Origin of the sequence: Parasphingorhabdus sp. (assembly GCF_036568145.1) — a bacterium.
Taxonomy (GTDB): domain Bacteria; phylum Pseudomonadota; class Alphaproteobacteria; order Sphingomonadales; family Sphingomonadaceae; genus Parasphingorhabdus.
Genome location: NZ_DATCTC010000034.1, coordinates 25,551 through 44,279, shown reverse-complemented (window position 1 = coordinate 44,279; position 18,729 = coordinate 25,551). Strand labels below are relative to the sequence as shown.

The 18,729-nt window shown below is 53.6% G+C and carries 14 protein-coding genes; 13 read left to right on the top strand and 1 reads right to left on the bottom strand.

Going from position 1 to position 18,729, the window contains the following annotated elements; genetic code table 11:
* The first annotated feature begins 230 nt into the window (after positions 1-230).
* The 12 genes from VIN76_RS14095 to rnr all read left to right on the top strand — a co-directional run bounded on the left by VIN76_RS14095 (position 231) and on the right by rnr (position 16,774).
* On the top strand, positions 231-1,757 hold the full coding sequence (locus VIN76_RS14095) for an acyl-CoA carboxylase subunit beta (RefSeq protein WP_332042502.1): 1,527 nt from the start codon (positions 231-233) through the stop codon (positions 1,755-1,757).
* Positions 1,758-1,767: 10 nt separating this feature from the next.
* A complete protein-coding gene (locus VIN76_RS14090; RefSeq protein ID WP_332042501.1) occupies positions 1,768-2,754 on the top strand; it encodes a DUF808 domain-containing protein in 987 nt (328 codons plus the stop codon).
* 45 nt (positions 2,755-2,799) lie between these two features.
* On the top strand, positions 2,800-3,234 hold the full coding sequence (gene mce, locus VIN76_RS14085; protein WP_332042500.1) for a methylmalonyl-CoA epimerase: 435 nt from the start codon (positions 2,800-2,802) through the stop codon (positions 3,232-3,234).
* A gap of 36 nt (positions 3,235-3,270) precedes the next feature.
* Complete coding sequence (locus tag VIN76_RS14080) at positions 3,271-4,056, top strand: enoyl-CoA hydratase-related protein (protein ID WP_332042499.1); 786 nt, start codon at positions 3,271-3,273, stop codon at positions 4,054-4,056.
* Positions 4,056-6,206, top strand: coding sequence for a methylmalonyl-CoA mutase (gene scpA / locus VIN76_RS14075; RefSeq protein WP_332042498.1), 2,151 nt, complete (start codon positions 4,056-4,058; stop codon positions 6,204-6,206). Before VIN76_RS14080 ends, scpA begins: the two co-directional genes overlap by 1 nt.
* Complete coding sequence (bioB, locus tag VIN76_RS14070) at positions 6,203-7,288, top strand: biotin synthase BioB (RefSeq protein WP_332042497.1); 1,086 nt, start codon at positions 6,203-6,205, stop codon at positions 7,286-7,288. The genes scpA and bioB overlap by 4 nt, the downstream gene beginning before the upstream one ends.
* A 2-nt stretch (positions 7,289-7,290) precedes the next feature.
* Positions 7,291-9,261: an acetyl/propionyl/methylcrotonyl-CoA carboxylase subunit alpha gene (locus tag VIN76_RS14065; RefSeq protein ID WP_332042496.1), complete on the top strand. Its 1,971-nt coding sequence runs from the start codon at positions 7,291-7,293 to the stop codon at positions 9,259-9,261.
* 53 nt (positions 9,262-9,314) lie between these two features.
* The gene (locus VIN76_RS14060; RefSeq protein ID WP_332042495.1) at positions 9,315-10,967 is read left to right on the top strand and encodes an MFS transporter; all 1,653 of its coding nucleotides are present in this window, start codon (positions 9,315-9,317) and stop codon (positions 10,965-10,967) included.
* Between the two features lie 18 nt (positions 10,968-10,985).
* Positions 10,986-12,041, top strand: coding sequence for an alanine racemase (gene alr / locus VIN76_RS14055; RefSeq protein ID WP_332042494.1), 1,056 nt, complete (start codon positions 10,986-10,988; stop codon positions 12,039-12,041).
* A gap of 209 nt (positions 12,042-12,250) precedes the next feature.
* Entirely contained in the window at positions 12,251-12,865 is a 615-nt protein-coding gene (phaR, locus tag VIN76_RS14050; protein WP_332042504.1) for a polyhydroxyalkanoate synthesis repressor PhaR, read from the top strand.
* A 70-nt stretch (positions 12,866-12,935) separates the two neighbouring features.
* Positions 12,936-14,471: a proline--tRNA ligase gene (proS, locus tag VIN76_RS14045; RefSeq protein WP_332042493.1), complete on the top strand. Its 1,536-nt coding sequence runs from the start codon at positions 12,936-12,938 to the stop codon at positions 14,469-14,471.
* Positions 14,471-16,774, top strand: coding sequence for a ribonuclease R (gene rnr / locus VIN76_RS14040; protein ID WP_332042492.1), 2,304 nt, complete (start codon positions 14,471-14,473; stop codon positions 16,772-16,774). Before proS ends, rnr begins: the two co-directional genes overlap by 1 nt.
* A gap of 12 nt (positions 16,775-16,786) precedes the next feature.
* Here rnr and VIN76_RS14035 read toward each other — a convergent pair whose 3' ends face one another.
* Complete coding sequence (locus tag VIN76_RS14035) at positions 16,787-17,242, bottom strand: universal stress protein (RefSeq protein ID WP_332042491.1); 456 nt, start codon at positions 17,240-17,242, stop codon at positions 16,787-16,789.
* Between the two features lie 162 nt (positions 17,243-17,404).
* Here VIN76_RS14035 and VIN76_RS14030 point away from each other — a divergent pair, with 162 nt between their 5' ends.
* Positions 17,405-18,727: a pyruvate dehydrogenase complex dihydrolipoamide acetyltransferase gene (locus VIN76_RS14030; RefSeq protein ID WP_332042490.1), complete on the top strand. Its 1,323-nt coding sequence runs from the start codon at positions 17,405-17,407 to the stop codon at positions 18,725-18,727.
* Positions 18,728-18,729: the final 2 nt, after the last annotated feature.

Sequence of the window (18,729 nt, the reverse complement as noted above, 5' to 3'; positions counted from 1 at the left end):
CAGCTTTTCTTCTGAGAGGTTTAGGTAGCTGGATTCCCGCCTGCGCGGGAATGACAGGTGTTTGTGGTTTCCGTAATGAACCTGCTTGACGCTACGACTTCGGTATGTCCCAGGGTGGTTTCAAAAAAAACTTAATTGAGCAATTAATTTATATTGACGATTGCACTTTGCTCGCTCCATTGGCAAGGGACTTTCAAACCTAACCACTATCCAATCACCTTGGAGGATACATGCAGACGATCATCGAGCAACTCGAAGCCAAACGTGCGGAGGCTCATCTAGGCGGAGGACAAAGGCGGATCGACGCACAGCACGCCAGGGGGAAGCTGACCGCGCGTGAACGGATCGAAGTGTTGCTCGATGAAGGTTCGTTTGAAGAGATTGATACTTATGTCGAACATAACTGTATCGACTTTGGGATGGAGGAAACGAAAATACCGGGTGACGGTGTTGTCACCGGTTCCGGCACAATCAACGGCCGTCTGGTATATGTTTTCAGTCAGGACTTCACAGTTTTCGGCGGCTCCCTGTCGGAGCGCCATGCAGAGAAAATCTGTAAGGTTCTTGATAATGCAATGAAGGTCGGCGCGCCGGTTATCGGTATTAACGACAGCGGCGGGGCGCGTATTCAGGAAGGCGTGGCGTCTCTTGGCGGTTATGCCGATGTTTTCCAGCGCAATGTTCTTGCCAGCGGCGTCATTCCGCAACTGAGCCTGATCATGGGGCCATGCGCTGGCGGCGCAGTCTATTCACCGGCAATGACGGACTTCATCTTCATGGTGAAGGACAGCAGCTATATGTTCGTTACCGGACCGGATGTTGTGAAAACCGTGACCAATGAAATTGTGACACAGGAAGATCTGGGCGGCGCAGTTACACACACGACAAAAACCAGTGTCGCTGACGTGGCGTATGACAATGACATTGAGGCATTGCTGGCGGCCCGTGATTTCATCGACTTTATGCCGCTTAGCAATCGTGAAGAAGTGCCAGAGCGGCCAACGGCCGATGCGTGGGACCGGATTGAAGACAGCCTTGATACGTTGATCCCGGCGAACGCCAACCAGCCTTATGATATGCACGAAGTCATCCGCAAAATGGTTGACGAAGGCGACTTTTTTGAAATCCAGCCTGCCCATGCGGCAAATATTATCTGCGGTTTTGGGCGGATCGAAGGGCAAACCATCGGTGTTGTTGCAAACCAACCGATGGTGCTCGCAGGTTGTCTTGACATCAACGCATCCAAAAAAGCGGCGCGTTTCGTGCGTTATTGCGATGCGTTCAATATACCGATTATCACGCTGGTCGATGTTCCCGGATTTTTGCCCGGCACGTCACAGGAACATAACGGCATTATCAAGCATGGCGCGAAACTGCTGTTTGCCTATGCCGAGGCGACCGTTCCCAAAATCACGATCATCACCCGCAAAGCCTATGGCGGTGCCTATGACGTTATGGCGTCAAAGCATTTGCGCGGCGATTTGAACTATGCGTGGCCGACTGCCGAGATCGCAGTGATGGGCGCGAAAGGCGCGGTCGAGATTATTTTCCGCGGCAGAACCGAGGAAGAAATTGCTGTTCAGACAAAGGAATATGAAGACCGCTTTGCCAATCCGTTTGTTGCAGCGCAAAAAGGCTTTATTGATGAAGTCATCATGCCGCACGCAACACGTCGGCGCGTCTCTTTGGGTTTACGCAAGCTACGCAACAAGCAGCTCGAAAACCCTTGGAAGAAACATGATAATATTCCGTTGTAGAACATAGAAAATGCCATCAGGATTAGTAGCTCTTCTGGACGACGTGGCAGCCATTGCCAAAGTCGCAGCCGCTTCGGTTGACGACATTGGCGCTGCTGCGAAAGTCGCGGCCACATCGGTCGATGATATTGGAGTTGCTGCATCACGGGCTGGGGCCAAAACGGCAGGAGTGGTCATTGACGACGCCGCCGTGACGCCAAGCTATGTAACAGGGTTCAGCCCGGCACGTGAACTGCCCATAATCGCAAAAATTGCCAAGGGATCGCTTAAGAACAAGCTTTTGATCCTGCTGCCTGCGGCGGTGTTGTTGGGGCAGTTTGCCTCGTTCCTTATTCCCGGCATATTGATTATCGGCGGTTTGTTTCTGTCCTATGAGGCGGCGGAAAAGGTTCTTGAGCTGCTGAAGATTGACGAAACCAACAAGCAGGAAGCCCCGGTAATTATTGAGGGCGAAGTCCACGAAGATAAAATGGTGTCAGGGGCCATCCGAACGGATCTGATCTTATCCGCAGAAATCATGGCGATTGCCTTGTCGGAAGTAACCGGAGAAGTCTGGTGGCAACAGGCGATAATCCTTGCGCTGATCGGTATTCTTATCACGGTCGCCGTTTACGGGGCTGTCGCTTTAATCGTGAAAATGGATGATATCGGCTTGCATCTGGCGCAAAAGAATGGGGGCTTTATTTCTTCATTCGGACGCAGCCTGGTTACGTTTATGCCAAAGCTGCTCTCTGCAATATCGATTATCGGGACGGTCGCCATGGCTTGGGTTGGCGGCGGTTTACTTGTGCATAATGCCGCGGCTCTTGGCTGGCATGGTCCAGAGCATCTGATAGAAATGATCGCCCGGCCCATCGCGGCCTTAACGCCGCAAACCATGTCCGGATTTCTGGACTGGACCGTCTTTGCATTTCTAAGCGCCATATTGGGCATAGTTATCGGTTCAATCCTTGCGCCGATCATCCATAAAATCATGCCGCACGGAGCGGCGCACTAACGCTCAGCAAATAGCGGCTAATTGAGAATTATAGGGAAGTATGAAATGAAACTTGGCAGATTAAACCACATAGGTGTCGTCACTCCTTCCATACCGGACAGCATTGCCCATTGGCGGGATGTCATGGGAGCAACGAAAATCCATGACCCGTTTGATCTGCCTGCACAGGGCGTGAAGGTCTGTTTCGTCGATACGCCGGGCGCTGACGGGACAGAAGGCTCCCAGATCGAACTGATTGAACCGCTTGGCGAAGATAGTCCTATCCACGGGTTCCTGGCTAAAAATCCTTTGGGCGGACAGCATCATATCTGTTTTGAGGTTCCCGATATTCACGCGGCGAAAGCGGAGTTCGAAGCAATGGGCAAGCGTGTCCTGGGCGAACCGCGGATCGGCGCACATGGAACGCTTATCTTTTTTGTGCATCCCAAGGATATGGGCGGGATGTTAACCGAAATCATGGAAACGCCCAAGGATCATTGATCTAGATTATCCGGGGCATGAAGGAGAGAAAAAATAATGAAGTACGAAAATATCAAGTTGGAAATTGCCGATCAGGTAGCAACGATCACGCTCAACCAGCCATCACGGATGAATGCCTGCTCTTTGGGCATGGCCGATGAAATAACCGATGCACTGGACAGGCTGGAAGATGCTCGCGCGCTTATCATTACCGGCGAAGGCCGCGCCTTTTGCGCCGGTGCCGACTTGCAAGCCAAGGGCGGCGAAAGTGCAGTATCCGGAGGGCAGGCGGCCTATGCTTCGCTGATCAAGCATTACAACCCGCTGATGCTGAAGCTTTCCAAGCTGGATATTCCGACCATTACCGCCGTGAATGGCGCTGCAGCCGGTGTCGGCGCCTCCATTGCATTGGCGAGCGACTTTGCGATTGTTGGCAAGTCCGGCTATTTCCTGCAGGCATTTGTAAATATCGGTCTGGTTCCCGATGGCGGGGCAAGCTGGATGTTGACCCGTCTGGTTGGCAAGGCCAGAGCCACTGAAATGATGCTGCTGGGCGAGAAAGTCTCCGGCGAGAAAGCCGTTGAATGGGGCATGGTTTATAAATGCGTCGAAGATGATGCGTTGATGGATGAAGCCGGTGCGCTGGCCAAACGGCTGGCTGGCGGCCCCACGGTAGCATTGGGCGTGATGCGCCAAAATCTGGCTGCGGCGCTGGAAAGCGACTATGCTTCGGCCCTGTTCAAGGAAGCCGAAGGACAACGAGTCGCTGGCGACAGTAAAGATGCACGGGAAGGCGCGATTGCTTTCCTTCAAAAACGTAAAGCTGAGTTTAAGGGCGAATAATGACTGCTAAATCGACGATAGAAGACTGGAAAGCGCTTGCTGATAAAGAGGTCAAAGGGCGTGATCTGACTTGGGAAACACCAGAAGGCATTGCCGTAAAACCGCTTTATACGGCGGAAGATGTCAGCGAAAAGGGCATTGATCCGGGGCTTCCCGGCTTCGGTCCCTTCACGCGCGGTGTGAAGGCCAGCATGTATGCGGGGCGTCCGTGGACGATTCGTCAATATGCCGGTTTCTCAACGGCAGAAGAATCCAACGCCTTCTATCGCCGGAATCTGGCTGCGGGCCAGAAGGGCCTGTCGGTCGCATTCGATCTGGCAACCCACCGCGGCTATGACAGCGACCACCCCCGCGTGGTCGGTGACGTCGGCAAGGCCGGTGTAGCAATCGACAGTATCGAGGATATGAAAATCCTGTTCGACGGTATCCCGCTTGATACCATGTCGGTTTCCATGACCATGAACGGCGCTGTTATTCCCTGCCTGGCATTCTACATCGTTGCGGCGGAAGAGCAGGGCGTATCGCAGGATCAACTGGCCGGTACGATCCAGAATGATATTCTTAAAGAATTCATGGTGCGTAACACCTATATCTATCCGCCTGCACCGTCGATGCGGATCATTTCGGACATTATTGCTTACACGTCAGAGCATATGCCGAAATTCAACAGCATTTCGATCAGCGGCTATCATATGCACGAAGCCGGAGCGACAGCGGTTCAAGAACTGGCCTTCACCATTGCAGACGGCCGCGAATATGCCAAACAGGCGATGGCGACCGGACTTGATATTGATGCGTTTGCCGGACGGCTGAGCTTCTTTTTCGGCATTGGCATGAACTTCTTCATGGAAGTTGCCAAGCTGCGTGCGGCACGGACCTTGTGGCATCGGGTCATGACCGATCTGGGCGCAAAATCAGAGCGTTCAAAGATGCTGCGCACCCACTGCCAGACATCGGGCGTGTCCCTGACCGAGCAGGATCCTTATAACAACGTCATCCGCACAACGATAGAAGCGATGGCCGCGACATTGGGCGGAACCCAGTCGCTCCACACCAACGCGCTGGACGAAGCCATTGCGCTACCCACCGACTTTTCTGCCCGTATCGCGCGAAATACGCAGATCGTTTTGCAGGAAGAAGCCGGCATTACCAAAGTCGTCGATCCTCTGGGCGGCAGCTATTATGTCGAAGCGCTGACCGACGAACTGGTTGAAAAGGCTTGGGAGATTATTGAGCGGGTTGATGCTGAGGGCGGAATGGCCAAGGCCGTTGCCGATGGCTGGCCCAAAGGCATGATCGAGGAAGCCGCCGCTGGGCGTCAGGCTCGGGTCGACAAAGGCGAGGATGTCATCGTTGGCGTGAACAAATATGTCCGCGAAAACGAAGACCCGCTGGAAACGCTTGATATCGACAATGCGAAAGTCCGGCAGGGCCAGATTGCCCGGTTGGACAAGATGCGCAAAGAGCGTGACGAAGATGCCTGTCAGGCTGCCCTGAAAGCGATTACCGAAGGGGCCAAGGGCAATGGCAACATGCTTGCTCTTGCCGTGGATGCAGCGCGCAAACGGGCTTCTCTGGGTGAAATATCGGATGCGATGGAAGCTGCCTTTGGCCGCTATGCAACGCAGCCCACGCCGGTAAAGGGAATTTACGGCGCGGCCTATGAAGGCAATCCGCAATATGCGCTGGTGGTGGACGGTGTCGATGCCGTTTCCCAGCGCCTTGGCCGCAAACCCAAAATCCTTGTCGCCAAAATGGGGCAGGACGGACACGACCGCGGGGCCAATGTCGTATCAAGCGCATTTGCCGACATGGGCTTTGATGTTGTTTCGGGGCCATTGTTCCAGACGCCCGGTGAAACGCGTGATCTGGCTCTGGCCGAAAATGTTGATGCGGTCGGCGCTTCCAGCCTTGCCGCTGGTCACAAGACACTGATCCCCGAATTGATCCAGATGCTTCGGGATTCCGGTCGCAGCGATATCAAGGTTTTTGCAGGCGGCGTCATTCCTCCGCAAGACTATGAGTTCCTTCGCAAATCCGGCGTAGTCGGAATCTATGGACCGGGTAGTAATATTGTCGAATGTGCCGCCGATATATTGCGTCTCCTCGGCCACAATATGCCGCCCAAGAACGGGGAAGATTCCGAATGAGTTTGAATGAAACAACCAGTGCGTCTGATCCAGCCTTGGACAACGATGGAGCCACTCCATCGCCCGCGGGTGACGTCCGGCAGAATTGGTCGCGTCAAGAAATTGCGGACCTGTTCAACCTGCCTTTTGACGAGTTGTTGTTCCAGGCCGCCACGGTCCACCGTCAACATCATACACCGGGTCAGGTTCAGCTTTCGACTCTGCTTTCGATAAAAACCGGCGGATGTCCGGAAGATTGCGGCTATTGCAATCAGTCCGCCCACGCGGAAAGCGGTCTGAAGGCTGAAAAGCTCCTCGATGTCCGCTCGGTGCTGCAAACGGCCGCGCAAGCAAAGGATCAGGGCTCGTCCCGCTTTTGCATGGGTGCCGCTTGGCGCAATCCCAAAGACCGCGACATGCCCGCGATTATCGAAATGGTCAAAGGCGTGCGCCAGATGGGCATGGAAACCTGCATGACGCTAGGCATGTTGACCAAGAAACAGGCCGACATGCTATCGGAAGCGGGGCTGGATTATTATAACCACAATATAGACACATCGCCCGAACATTATGAAAAGGTCATCACGACCCGGACATTTGATGATCGCCTTGAAACGCTTGAAAATGTTCGCAGCAGCGGGATCAACGTCTGTTCCGGCGGTATAGTCGGCATGGGCGAAACCCGCGAAGACCGGGTTGGCTTCATCCATGCGCTGGCGACATTGCCGAAGCATCCAGAAAGTGTGCCGGTCAATGCGTTGGTGCCGGTTAAGGGTACAGTGCTTGGCGACATGCTGGCCGATACACCGCTGGCAAAAATTGACGACATTGAATTTGTCCGCACGATTGCGGTCGCACGGATTACCATGCCCGCATCCATGGTGCGCCTGTCTGCCGGACGGGAATCCATGTCAGAAAGCACGCAGGCGCTTTGCTTCATGGCCGGTGCGAACAGCATTTTCACGGGCGACAAGCTGCTGACGACCGGAAATGCCGGTGATGATGCCGACAAGGCAATGTTTGAAAAACTGGGCCTCACCCCGATGCAGGCCGAGGCCCCGAGAAATGACCGATTAACAGACCAATTAGAGGCTGCTGAATAAACATGTTTAAAAAGATTCTAATCGCCAACCGCGGTGAAATTGCTTGCCGGGTTATCCGGACCGCGCAGAAAATGGGCATCAAGACAGTGGCGGTTTATTCCGATGCCGATGCACGCGCGCCCCATGTCGAGATGGCTGATGAAGCAGTGCATATCGGGCCTTCCCCTGCGGCTGAATCCTATCTGGTTGCCGATAAAATTATCGCAGCATGCAAGGAAACCGGAGCAGAAGCGGTGCACCCCGGCTATGGCTTCCTTTCCGAGCGCACAAGCTTTCCGGAAGAACTGGCCAAGAACAACATCGCCTTCATCGGGCCGCCGCCCAATGCCATTGCCGCGATGGGCGACAAGATCGAGTCCAAGAAACTGGCTGAAAAGGCCGGTGTTAGCGTAGTTCCCGGACATATCGGCGAGATTGAAGACACCGAACATGCTGTCCGGATCGCCACCGAAATCGGCTATCCCGTGATGATGAAGGCAAGCGCAGGCGGCGGCGGTAAAGGCATGCGTCTCGCGTGGTCCGAAAAAGACGTGCGTGAAGGTTTTGAAGCCACGAAACGCGAAGGGCTTGCCAGCTTTGGCGATGACCGCGTATTTATCGAGAAATTTATCGAGCAGCCGCGCCATATCGAAATCCAGATACTGGGCGATAAGCATGGCAATGTGATCTATTTGGGCGAGCGCGAATGTTCGATCCAGCGCCGCCATCAAAAAGTCGTTGAAGAAGCACCGTCCCCCTTTGTTGATCCGGAAATGCGCAAGAAAATGGGTGAACAGGCTGTCGCCCTTTCTCAGGCCGTTGGTTATCACAGCGCCGGCACGGTCGAGCTGATCGTTGGAGCGGACAAGAGCTTTTACTTCCTTGAAATGAATACCCGGCTTCAGGTCGAGCATCCCGTGACCGAATATATCACCGGACTTGATTTGGTCGAGCAGATGATCCGTGTTGCTTACGGCGAAAAATTGCCTCTGACGCAGGATGAAGTGACGCTGACCGGATGGGCAATCGAAAACCGGGTCTATGCCGAAGATCCTTATCGGAACTTCCTGCCATCAACGGGCCGATTGGTGAGGTATAATCCCCCAGAAGCCGAAGAAGGCATCCGGGTGGACGATGGCGTAACCGAAGGCGGCGAGGTATCGATCTTTTACGACCCGATGATTGCCAAGCTGATTACCTATGGCGACACCCGTATCGAGGCGATTGACCGGCAGATTGATGCCCTGAACCGTTTCGAGATTAAGGGACCGGGTCATAATATCGATTTCCTTTCAGCCCTGATGCAGCATGAGCGGTTCCGTGCAGGAAATATCACCACCAATTTCATTGCCGAAGAATATCCTGACGGTTTTCAGGGCGCGCCCGCTTCGGATGAACTGCTACGCAATCTGGCCGCCATCGCTTCCTTTGCGGCCACCGCCCACGCCGATCGTGCGCGGCGGGTCGATAATCAACTTGGCCAGCGGTTACAGCCGCCATCGGACTGGCAAGTCAAGATTAGCGATACTATCCAGCAGGTTACTGTCTCCGAAGATGAAATCCTGGTTGATGGTCAGGAAGTTGACCTGTCCCTGGCCTATACACCGGGCGATAGCCTGATCCTGGCCAGCATTGGCGATGAACCGCTCTCGGTCAAAATTGCTAAAACCACTAGCGGGTTTGCGCTGAATACCTATGGCGCGACCCATAATGTTCAGGTTTTGCCTAGCCATATCGCGAAGCATACCGTGCATATGATCGAAAAAATCCCGCCGGATCTGTCCAAATATCTGCTTTGTCCGATGCCGGGCTTGCTGGTCGCGCTCCATGTAAAAGAAGGCGACGCCGTGGAAGCAGGGCAGCCCTTGGCCGTGGTAGAAGCCATGAAGATGGAAAATATTCTGCGTGCCGAGAAAAACGGAATTGTCAAATCCGTGTCCGCAGAGCAAGGCGATAGTCTGGCCGTTGATGCGGTCATATTGGAGCTGGAGTAAGAATATCTAACCGCTCGGATTGAGCGGGGCTTGCTTAGGGGGAAGGGGAAGCGATGGCGAGTGACGCTGCTATAGTATCAGGCAATGAATCTGATAGGTCCCCGGCGCGGGAGCCTACCAAAAAAGAAATACGCCTTGTCATAGCAGCATCATCCGCTGGCACGATTTTCGAATGGTATGATTTTTTCATATACGGCACTCTGGCCGCGATCATCGGACAGGCTTTCTTTCCCAGCGGGAATGAAACCTTACAAATCCTGATGGTCTGGGCCGGGTTTGCCGTAGGCTTTGGCTTTCGGCCATTAGGCGCCATTTTATTCGGCTATCTTGGTGACAAGCTGGGGCGGAAATATACGTTTCTCGTTACCGTAACATTGATGGGGATCGCCACGGCAGGGGTCGGGCTCACGCCTTCTGCAGCGTCCATTGGCATCGCCGCTCCAATCATTGTGATATTGCTCCGCGTGCTTCAGGGACTGGCGCTGGGCGGGGAATATGGCGGCGCTGCCATCTATGTTGCCGAACATGCGCCGAAAGAAAAGCGCGGTTTTTATACCAGTTTCATTCAGGCCAGCGTCGCGGGCGGCTTTGTCCTCAGCCTGATCGTGGTTTTGTCCTGCAAGCTATTCATGTCTGACGCGGTGTGGAATGACTGGGGCTGGCGCGTGCCGTTTCTTCTCTCCATTTTCTTGCTGGCCATCTCTTTGTGGATGCGGCTGAAACTTTCCGAAAGCCCGGTCTTCACCGCGATGAAAGAAGCGGGCGAGATGGCAAATAACCCCTTTGTCGAGAGCTTTACCTATCCGGGTAACAAGAAGCGGATTTTCGTGGCTCTGTTCGGGCTAGCCGCCGGATTAACGGTCATCTGGTATACTGCCATGTTTTCCAGCCTTGCGTATCTTAAAGGACCGATGCGGATTGAAAGCACGGCGGCGGAAATAATTGTCGGTGCCTCCGCTTTCTTTGGCCTGATCTTCTTTATCATGTTCGGTAAATTGTCCGACCGGATTGGCCGCAAAAAGCCGGTTGTCTGGGGCTATATTCTCACTCTGATCTTGCTGTTTCCGCTTTTCTGGATGGTGGGCAGCTTTGCAAACCCGGATTTGCAGGAAGCGTCCAAAGCGGCTCCCATAACCGTCAGCGGGCCGGGCTGCGATTTCAATCCCTTTGCGGAAGAGCAGGCGAATGATTGCGGTAAATTGCTGGCAAGCCTTACCGCAAAACATGTGCCTTACACGCTGGAATCATCGGATGAGTTACGTTTGGATATAGGCGGTGTCACAGAGGACTTGAGCGGTTATTCGTGGACGGATAGCAAGCAGCGCGATGAAACGCTGAGCACCTCTCTTTCCAATGCGGGCTATCCGCTGGGAACGGTCATACCATCGGCGTTCAATATCGTGATGATAGTTGCCGCATTGCTGGGGCTATCCTTGCTTGCCGGTATGACTTTCGGCCCCACAGCGGCGCTGTTATCCGAATTGTTCCCGCCCAGTATCCGTTATAGTTCCATGTCGATACCCTATCATTTCGGCACGGGCTATTTTGGCGGCTTCCTCCCGTTTATTGCCAGTTTCATCATTGCCAAAACAGGCGCTCCTTTCTCGGGGCTCTGGTATACTTGGGGCGTGGTGCTGATGGCTTTGCTGGTTACATGGTGGGGTCTGCCAAATGATCCGGAAGCGGCACTCGACGAAGCAAAATAAACTGACTATCGCTATCTGATGAACGATAAAGTCATTGCGATTCCTTCTCCGGCACGATTGCGTCTGGATAGCAGCGCGCTGGTTGGAAATTGGCGAAATCTGAATAAGATGAGCGGCCGTGCCAGTACCGGTGCAGCCATCAAAGCCAATGCCTATGGCCTCGGCGCGGTAGAGGTTTTCCGGTATTTGCAAGCCGCCGGATGCTCCGACTTTTTTGTCGCCAACTGGCAGGAAGCCAAAGAGCTGGAGGCAGAGATAAAATCCGGCACGCGCTTGTCTGTCCTGAACGGCGTCCGGCAAGAGGACATGCCTTACGCGCTCTTATCAGCCGCTAAACCGGTCCTCAACAGTCTGGAACAGGCGCAGCGCTGGCAGGAAACCGGCTTGCCATGTGACGTCATGGTGAATAGCGGGATGAACCGGCTTGGCGTTAATGTTCCGGATCTAGGGCAGTTTGACTGGAGCACGCTCGATATAGACATTGTCATGAGCCATCTGGCCTCGGCAGACGAAGACAGTCCGCAAAATGCCGATCAGTTGGCACAATATACCGCCGCCCTGAAGCATATACCGGGTAAGCGGGCAAGCCTTGGCAACAGTGCCGGTATCGCATTGGGAAGTGCGTATCATTTTGACTGCACCCGCCCGGGCCTGTCCCTTTACGGAGGGCAGCAGCGGCCAGAGCTTTCCGGATCAATTCAGCAAGTCGTCTTCCCCGAAGCGCAAATATTGCAGGTTCGCATGCTTAAGTCAGGCGACAAGGTGGGGTATAATGCCCTTTATACTGCGACACGGGAGCATCCGATTGCGATATTGGCCATGGGCTATGCCGACGGATATTTGCTCGGATTTTCAAATCAGGGTATATTCTATAATGAAGAGGCTGAGCTGCCGGTATTGGGTAAAGTGTCGATGGATTTGATTGCGGTGGATATTTCAAATGCTCCGCATCTTAAAGAATCCGATTGGGTGAGGGCGGAATATGATCTGCCGTGTGCATCAGCGCTGTCAGGGATCTCGCAATATGAGCTTATCACCAGCCTTGGTAATCGTTACGCCCGCTATTGGACCTGAAACTGTGCAACTGCCATATCGCACTTGCACATAGGATAAACCGCTAGTTTCTGGAATATTTCTATTCCGGCGTGCCATGAACACGGCTTTAGTTGCGGCGTTGCACAATTATGTTTAGTGTGCGGATCATGAAGAATATTGTAAATGACATATCATGATAAAATTAAAATAATTACGTGATATGGCGGGCAGGAGGTAACGTGAACAAGATGAAAAAGGGTAATCCGGACAGCCCGATCATTATCAAGAAATACGCCAATCGGCGGCTCTATAATACGCAAACGTCAAACTATATCACGCTTGATTTTCTGGCCGAGATGACGCGCGATGACGTGGATTTTGTCGTGATTGATGCCAAAAGCGGTGATGACATTACCCATAATGTCCTGACACAGATCATTGTTGATGAGGAAAGCAGCGGACAGAATATGCTTCCGGTCAATTTCCTGCGCCAATTAATTTCCATGTACGGGAATAGCATGCAATCGCTCATGCCTTCCTATCTTGAAGCATCGATGGAAAATTTCCGCAAGAACCAGAAACAGTTTCAGGAAGCCGTTGAAGGGGCATTGAACAAAAACCCGCTGGGCCAGATGGCAGTCAAGAACCAGAAACAGTTTCAGGAAGCCATCGAAAATGCTTTAAAATCAAGCCCGCTTGGTTCTGTGGTTGAAAAGGCGCTAAACCCCTTGGGACTGGGTACAAAGACCGCATCCCAAGACGAACAGGATGATGACGGAATGTCAGCCAAGGATGTTGAAATCAGGGAACTGAAAAAACAGCTTGCGGAGATCCAGTCAAAAATCGACAAGCTCGACGATTGATTCTGCCTTTCCATTGAATTGAATCAAAGATCAGAAACATAAGAATATTCTCCGACAGGAACCAAATTACGTGAAGAAAAATGCTCTATCCGTCACCAGAGAAGACGACTTTTCAGCCTGGTACCAACAAGTAATTGCCGAAGCCGATATGGCCGAAGACTCCGGTGTCCGCGGGTGCATGATCATGCGGCCATGGGGCTATGGCATTTGGGAACGGGTGCAGTTTCTGATGGATCAGCGGATCAAGGCCTCCGGTCACGAGAATTGCTATTTCCCGCTGTTCATCCCGCTAAGCTATTTTGCCAAGGAAGCTGAACATGTGGACGGCTTTGCCAAGGAAATGGCCGTGGTTACGCATCACCGGTTGATGAAGGACGATGAAAACGGGCTGGTCGTCGATCCGGAAGCGAAGCTGGAAGAGCCTCTTGTTGTCCGCCCAACGTCGGAAACGGTTATCGGCACAGCCTTTTCGCGCTGGGTTCAAAGCTGGCGCGATTTGCCGGTGATGATTAACCAGTGGGCCAATGTCGTGCGCTGGGAAATGCGGACCCGGATGTTCCTGCGCACCAGCGAATTTCTTTGGCAGGAAGGGCATACTGCCCACGCCACCCGTGATGAGGCGATGCAGGAAACGCTCGATAGTCTGGAAATGTATCGCAGCTTTTCCGAAGACGTTCTCGCAATGCCGGTTGTCGCTGGCGAGAAGCCTGAGAATGAGCGCTTCCCCGGTGCGGACGCGACCTATTCGATCGAGGCAATGATGCAGGATGGCAAGGCACTGCAAGCCGGAACGTCCCATTTCCTTGGCCAGACTTTTTCCAAAGCCCAGAATATCCGTTTTCAGGATAAGGAAGGGCAATTCCAATTCGCCTATACGACGAGTTGGGGTACATCCACGCGGCTTATTGGCGGCGTTATCATGACGCACGGTGATGATGACGGCCTTCGCGTGCCGCCGCTCATCGCGCCTTATCAGGTCGTAATCATACCGATGCTACGCGATAAACCCGAAGATGAGGAAGTTCTGGACTTCTGCACCGCGCTGGCAAAACAGCTTGGCGGTTTGCGTGCCTTTGACGAAAATGTCCGTGTAAAACTGGACAAGAGCGGAGCTAAAGCATCGAACAAGCGTTGGTCCTGGGTGAAGAAAGGTGCGCCTCTTATTCTGGAAATTGGCCCGCGTGACGTGGGCGAAGGCAATGTCTCCATGCTGCGCCGTGATGCGCTTTACAAAGATGGTGGCAAGCTCGATTCCCATATCCTTTCAAAGGATGCCTTTGCCGATCAGGTGCCAGTCTTGCTGAAAGAAATTCAAACCAGATTATACATCGAAGCCAAAGAGCGGCTGGACGCCAATATCACGCGGGGCGTGACCGATTTTACAGATGTCGAAAAATTCTATAAAGAGAACAAGAAATATCCCGGCTGGCTGGAAGTCCAATGGTGCCGCGCCACGGGTGAGGAGCTGGACGAGATTGAAGAACGGCTAAAAAAACTGAAGCTGACTTTCCGTAATGTGCCGCAGCAGGCCGCACCAGTAGACGGGGCCTGCATATTTACAGGAAAACCGGCAGTCGAACGGATACTTATAGGTAAAGCTTATTGATGGCCAAATCGTCCAAATCAAATCTGTCGGGGCAGCAAGCCAAGCAGCTTCCTTCACGTAAACAGATATTGGACTTTATCGAAAGGTCGGATCAGCCCGCTGGAAAGCGCGAAATTGCCAAGGCGTTTCAGCTCCGCGGGTCTGAAAAGATCGCTCTTAAAGCGTTGCTGAAAGACATGGCTGATGAAGGTTTGATCGACAGCACTCCGGGACGGGCGTTTCATAAAATGGGCGGCATCCCGAAAGTTACAGTCCTGAAAATTGTCGAAATTGACGGCAATGAAGCCATTGGCATGCCCGAACGCTGGGAAGTCGATGGCGTACCGGCTCCGCGCCTGCGCGTAAAGGAACGTGGTCGACGTGCCGCACTGGCGGTTGGTGACCGCATATTGGCCCGCACGGAAGAGCGCGGGCAGGGGCATATTGCCTTCATCATGAAAAAACTGGCCCAAGGCAGCGACATGTTGATGGGCATAATTGAAAAGGACGAACGGGACAGGTTCTGGCTGAAATCCGTGGATCGTAAAATCCGGCGCAGCACCGCGATTTCCGATCTGGGCGAAGCGGATGTCGGCAATCTTGTCCTTGCCGAACCGGTGGGTCGCGGCACGCAAATAAAGGCACGGGTAAAAGAAGTTCTGGGTGATCCCTTTGCCCCCAAATCATTCAGCATGATCGCCATTCACAAATACGGTATTCCGCGTGAATTCCCATCCGATGTGCTGGATGAAGCAGAAACAGCGGCCAAGCTGACACTCAGCAAGGATGACCGTGAAGATTTAACCCATCTGCCTATCATTGCGATCGACCCGGCGGATGCACGCGACCATGATGATGCGATTTGGGCCGCCCCGGACGATGATGCCGGTAATGCTGGCGGGTTCAAAGCGATAGTGGCAATTGCCGATGTGTCTTTCTATGTGCGTCCCGGCAGCAAGATCGACAAAGAGGCTTATAAAAGAGGGAACAGCGTCTATTTCCCCGACAGGGTTGTGCCCATGCTGCCCGAGGCTTTGTCCACCGATGTCTGTTCACTGAAACAGGGTGTCGAACGTGCGGCTTTGGTCTGCCACCTGAAAATCGATGCTAAAGGTGCAGTAAAATCATCCCGCTTCACACGGGCGATTGTCCGGCTAAGCGGCAACATCGCTTATGAGGATGCCCAGGCTGCGATGGACGGCAAACTCGACCATCCTATGAAAGAACCCGCTCTGGATCCGCTTTGGGATTGCTGGAAGCTGTTGTCCGAAGCCCGTGACGGGCGCGAGCCGCTTAATCTGGACTTGCCGGAAAAACATGTGGTTCTGGATGATCAGGGACGAATTGCCCAAATTGCGGTCAGGGAGCGGCTTGATGCCCACCGTCTGGTCGAGGATTTTATGATCGCAGCCAATGTTGCAGCGGCCAAAATGCTCGAGTCCAAGAAATCACCACTGATTTACCGTGTCCATGAAATCCCTTCCCGCGAAAAACTGGTCGCGCTCAAAGATTATCTGAAGAGCTTTGATATCAGCTTTGCGATGGGGCAGGTGATCAAACCCTCTGTTTTCAACCGCCTGATCGAACAGGTCGGGGAAGCGGAGATTTTACCGCTGGTCATGGAACAGATATTGCGGAGCCAGACACAGGCTTATTATGGCGCCACCAATATGGGGCATTTTGGCCTCTCACTGGGAAGCTATGCCCATTTTACCAGCCCGATCCGCCGTTATGCCGACCTGATTGTTCACCGCGCCTTGGTCAGTGCCTGCAAATTGGAGCAGCCCAAGCCGGCGAACCCGGACATTCCGGAGCGAAGCGGCCTCAGCGACGACATTGCGGCAAGGCTGGACATTATTTCGGAAAAGATCAGTCAGCTTGAACGGCGCGCCATGATGGCCGAACGCGAAACGGTTGACCGTTATATTTCGGCGCATCTGTCCGATCATGTCGGGCAGGTTTTGAAATGCCGTATAACCGGTGTCCAGAATTTCGGCTTTTTTGCTACGGTCGAAGAACTGGGCGGCGACGGGCTGGTCCCGGTCCGCACTTTGGGTGCCGAGCGGTTTGACTATGATGAACAGCAGCAACAGCTTGAAGGCGTTGATAGCGGCACGACCTATAATGTCGGCCAGAAAATCGACTTGCGCCTGGTGGAAGCCAATCCTGCTACCGGAAGTTTGCTGTTCGAACTGGCCGAGGGAGCCAATCATATGCCGGGGCGCTATGAAAGGCCGAGAGCTGGGAAAAAAGCCAAGGGCAAGGCAAAATATATCAAAGGGAAGCAGGGAAAGCCGCGGAATATTCCTCGCGGTAGAAAATAGCGGACCGGGATATTAACTGAGCCGGTCAATCTCTTCCTTGCTCAGGCAACCGGGCACAACCATGACCGGACAGGGAAGATTGCCCGACTCGGTGGCCGCAAAGTGCATTACCAAGGGACCGGGCGGACCATTTGCGGCGGCCCCAAGGACGAGAGCCGCCAACCCATCGACTTCATCCATCAATTTGCGGACTTCTTTTGGACCTTTGCCTGATTTGACGGTGATGGATGGCCGGATGCCTGTTTCTTCAAATAAAGTCCCGGCGGCGCTGGATACCAGCGCTTCGGCGCGGTTCTTCGCTTCTTCTTCGAGCGTGGCCTGAACACCGCCCCATGCCACGAATTCCTCACTTTTGACGATAGCCAAAATATGCAAAGCCCCGTTAGTCTTCATGGCGCGGCGCGAAGCAAAGCGCAGCGCAATATTCGCTTCCTCTGTTTCGTCAATAACCACCAGATAAGTACGCATGATAAATCCCCAACCGAGTGTTCCAACCAACTGCGTATGTGTACTATTAAAACCATGCTTGCGATAAAAGCTTGTGATATGCAAGATTTACGCAGCTTGCGCTTTCTTGGTATTTGCGCATAAACGCCAGCAATAATCATATAGAATAAGGGTTTTCTCTCCATGCCAATCAATCTTCAAATGCCAGCTCTATCACCAACCATGGAGGAAGGGACGCTTGCCAAATGGCTTGTGAAAGAAGGGGATAAGGTCGCTTCCGGGGATTTACTGGCGGAAATCGAAACGGACAAGGCGACCATGGAATTTGAAGCGGTCGATGAAGGCACGATTGCAAAAATCGTCGTTGCCGAGGGGACCGATAAAGTCAAAGTCGGTGATGTGATCGCCATTATCGCCGAAGAAGGCGAGGATGTTGACGCCGCTGCCAATGCCAAAGAAGGTGGCGAGAAACCGAAGCAGGCGAAAGAGGAAAAACCGGCTCCGGAGAAATCAGACGAAAAATCCGAATCTGAACCGAAGAAGGAAGAAGCACCTAAGCAAGCTCCCGCCGCAAAGGAAGCCCCGGCCTCCGACGGAGATCGTATCAAGGTCAGCCCGCTGGCACGGCGCCTTGCGGAAGAAAAAGGCGTGGATCTGTCCTCTCTGAAAGGATCAGGCCCCGGTGGCAGAATTGTTAAAGCCGACATTGATGCAGCCGAAGGCGGAACGGCGCCAGCCAAAAGCGAAGCCGCAGCCCCCACACCGGCCCCCGCCGCCGCACAGGCAAGCGCTCAGCCAGCGGCTGATGATTTTGAAATACCGCATAGCTCAGAAAAACTGTCCGGCATGCGTAAAACCATCGCTCGCCGCCTGACCGAAGCGAAACAGACCATCCCGCATTACCGGGTCAGCATTGACGTCAATATCGACAAGCTTCTGAAACTGCGGAGTGAGCTCAACGCTTCACTGGAACCGCGCGGCATCAAGCTGTCTGTCAATGACTTGATGATCAAGGCGCAGGCGGTCGCGCTGATGCAGGCGCCGGACAGCAATGTCAGCTTTACCGATGACGCCATGATCCACTACCATCGCGCCGATATTGCCGTTGCGGTCAGCATCCCCGGCGGCTTGATCACTCCGATCATTACCAGCGCGGACACAAAATCGCTGAGCGTCATCGCCACCGAAATGAAAGACCTTGCCGAGCGGGCCAAGGCCGGCAAGCTCAAGATGCACGAATATCAGGGCGGTACGGCCAGCCTGTCCAACATGGGTATGTTCGGCGTGACGACTTTTGATGCGGTTATCAACCCGCCGCACGGAATGATCCTGGCGATCAGCGCCGGTATCAAGAAACCGGTTGTGATAGATGACAGCGTTCAGATCGCCACGATCATGGCCGTCACAGGCAGCTTCGACCACCGCGCGATAGACGGCGCCACGGGCGCTGCGTTTATGAAAGCGTTCAAGGAAACCGTTGAAAACCCGCTGGGAATGCTGGCCTGATA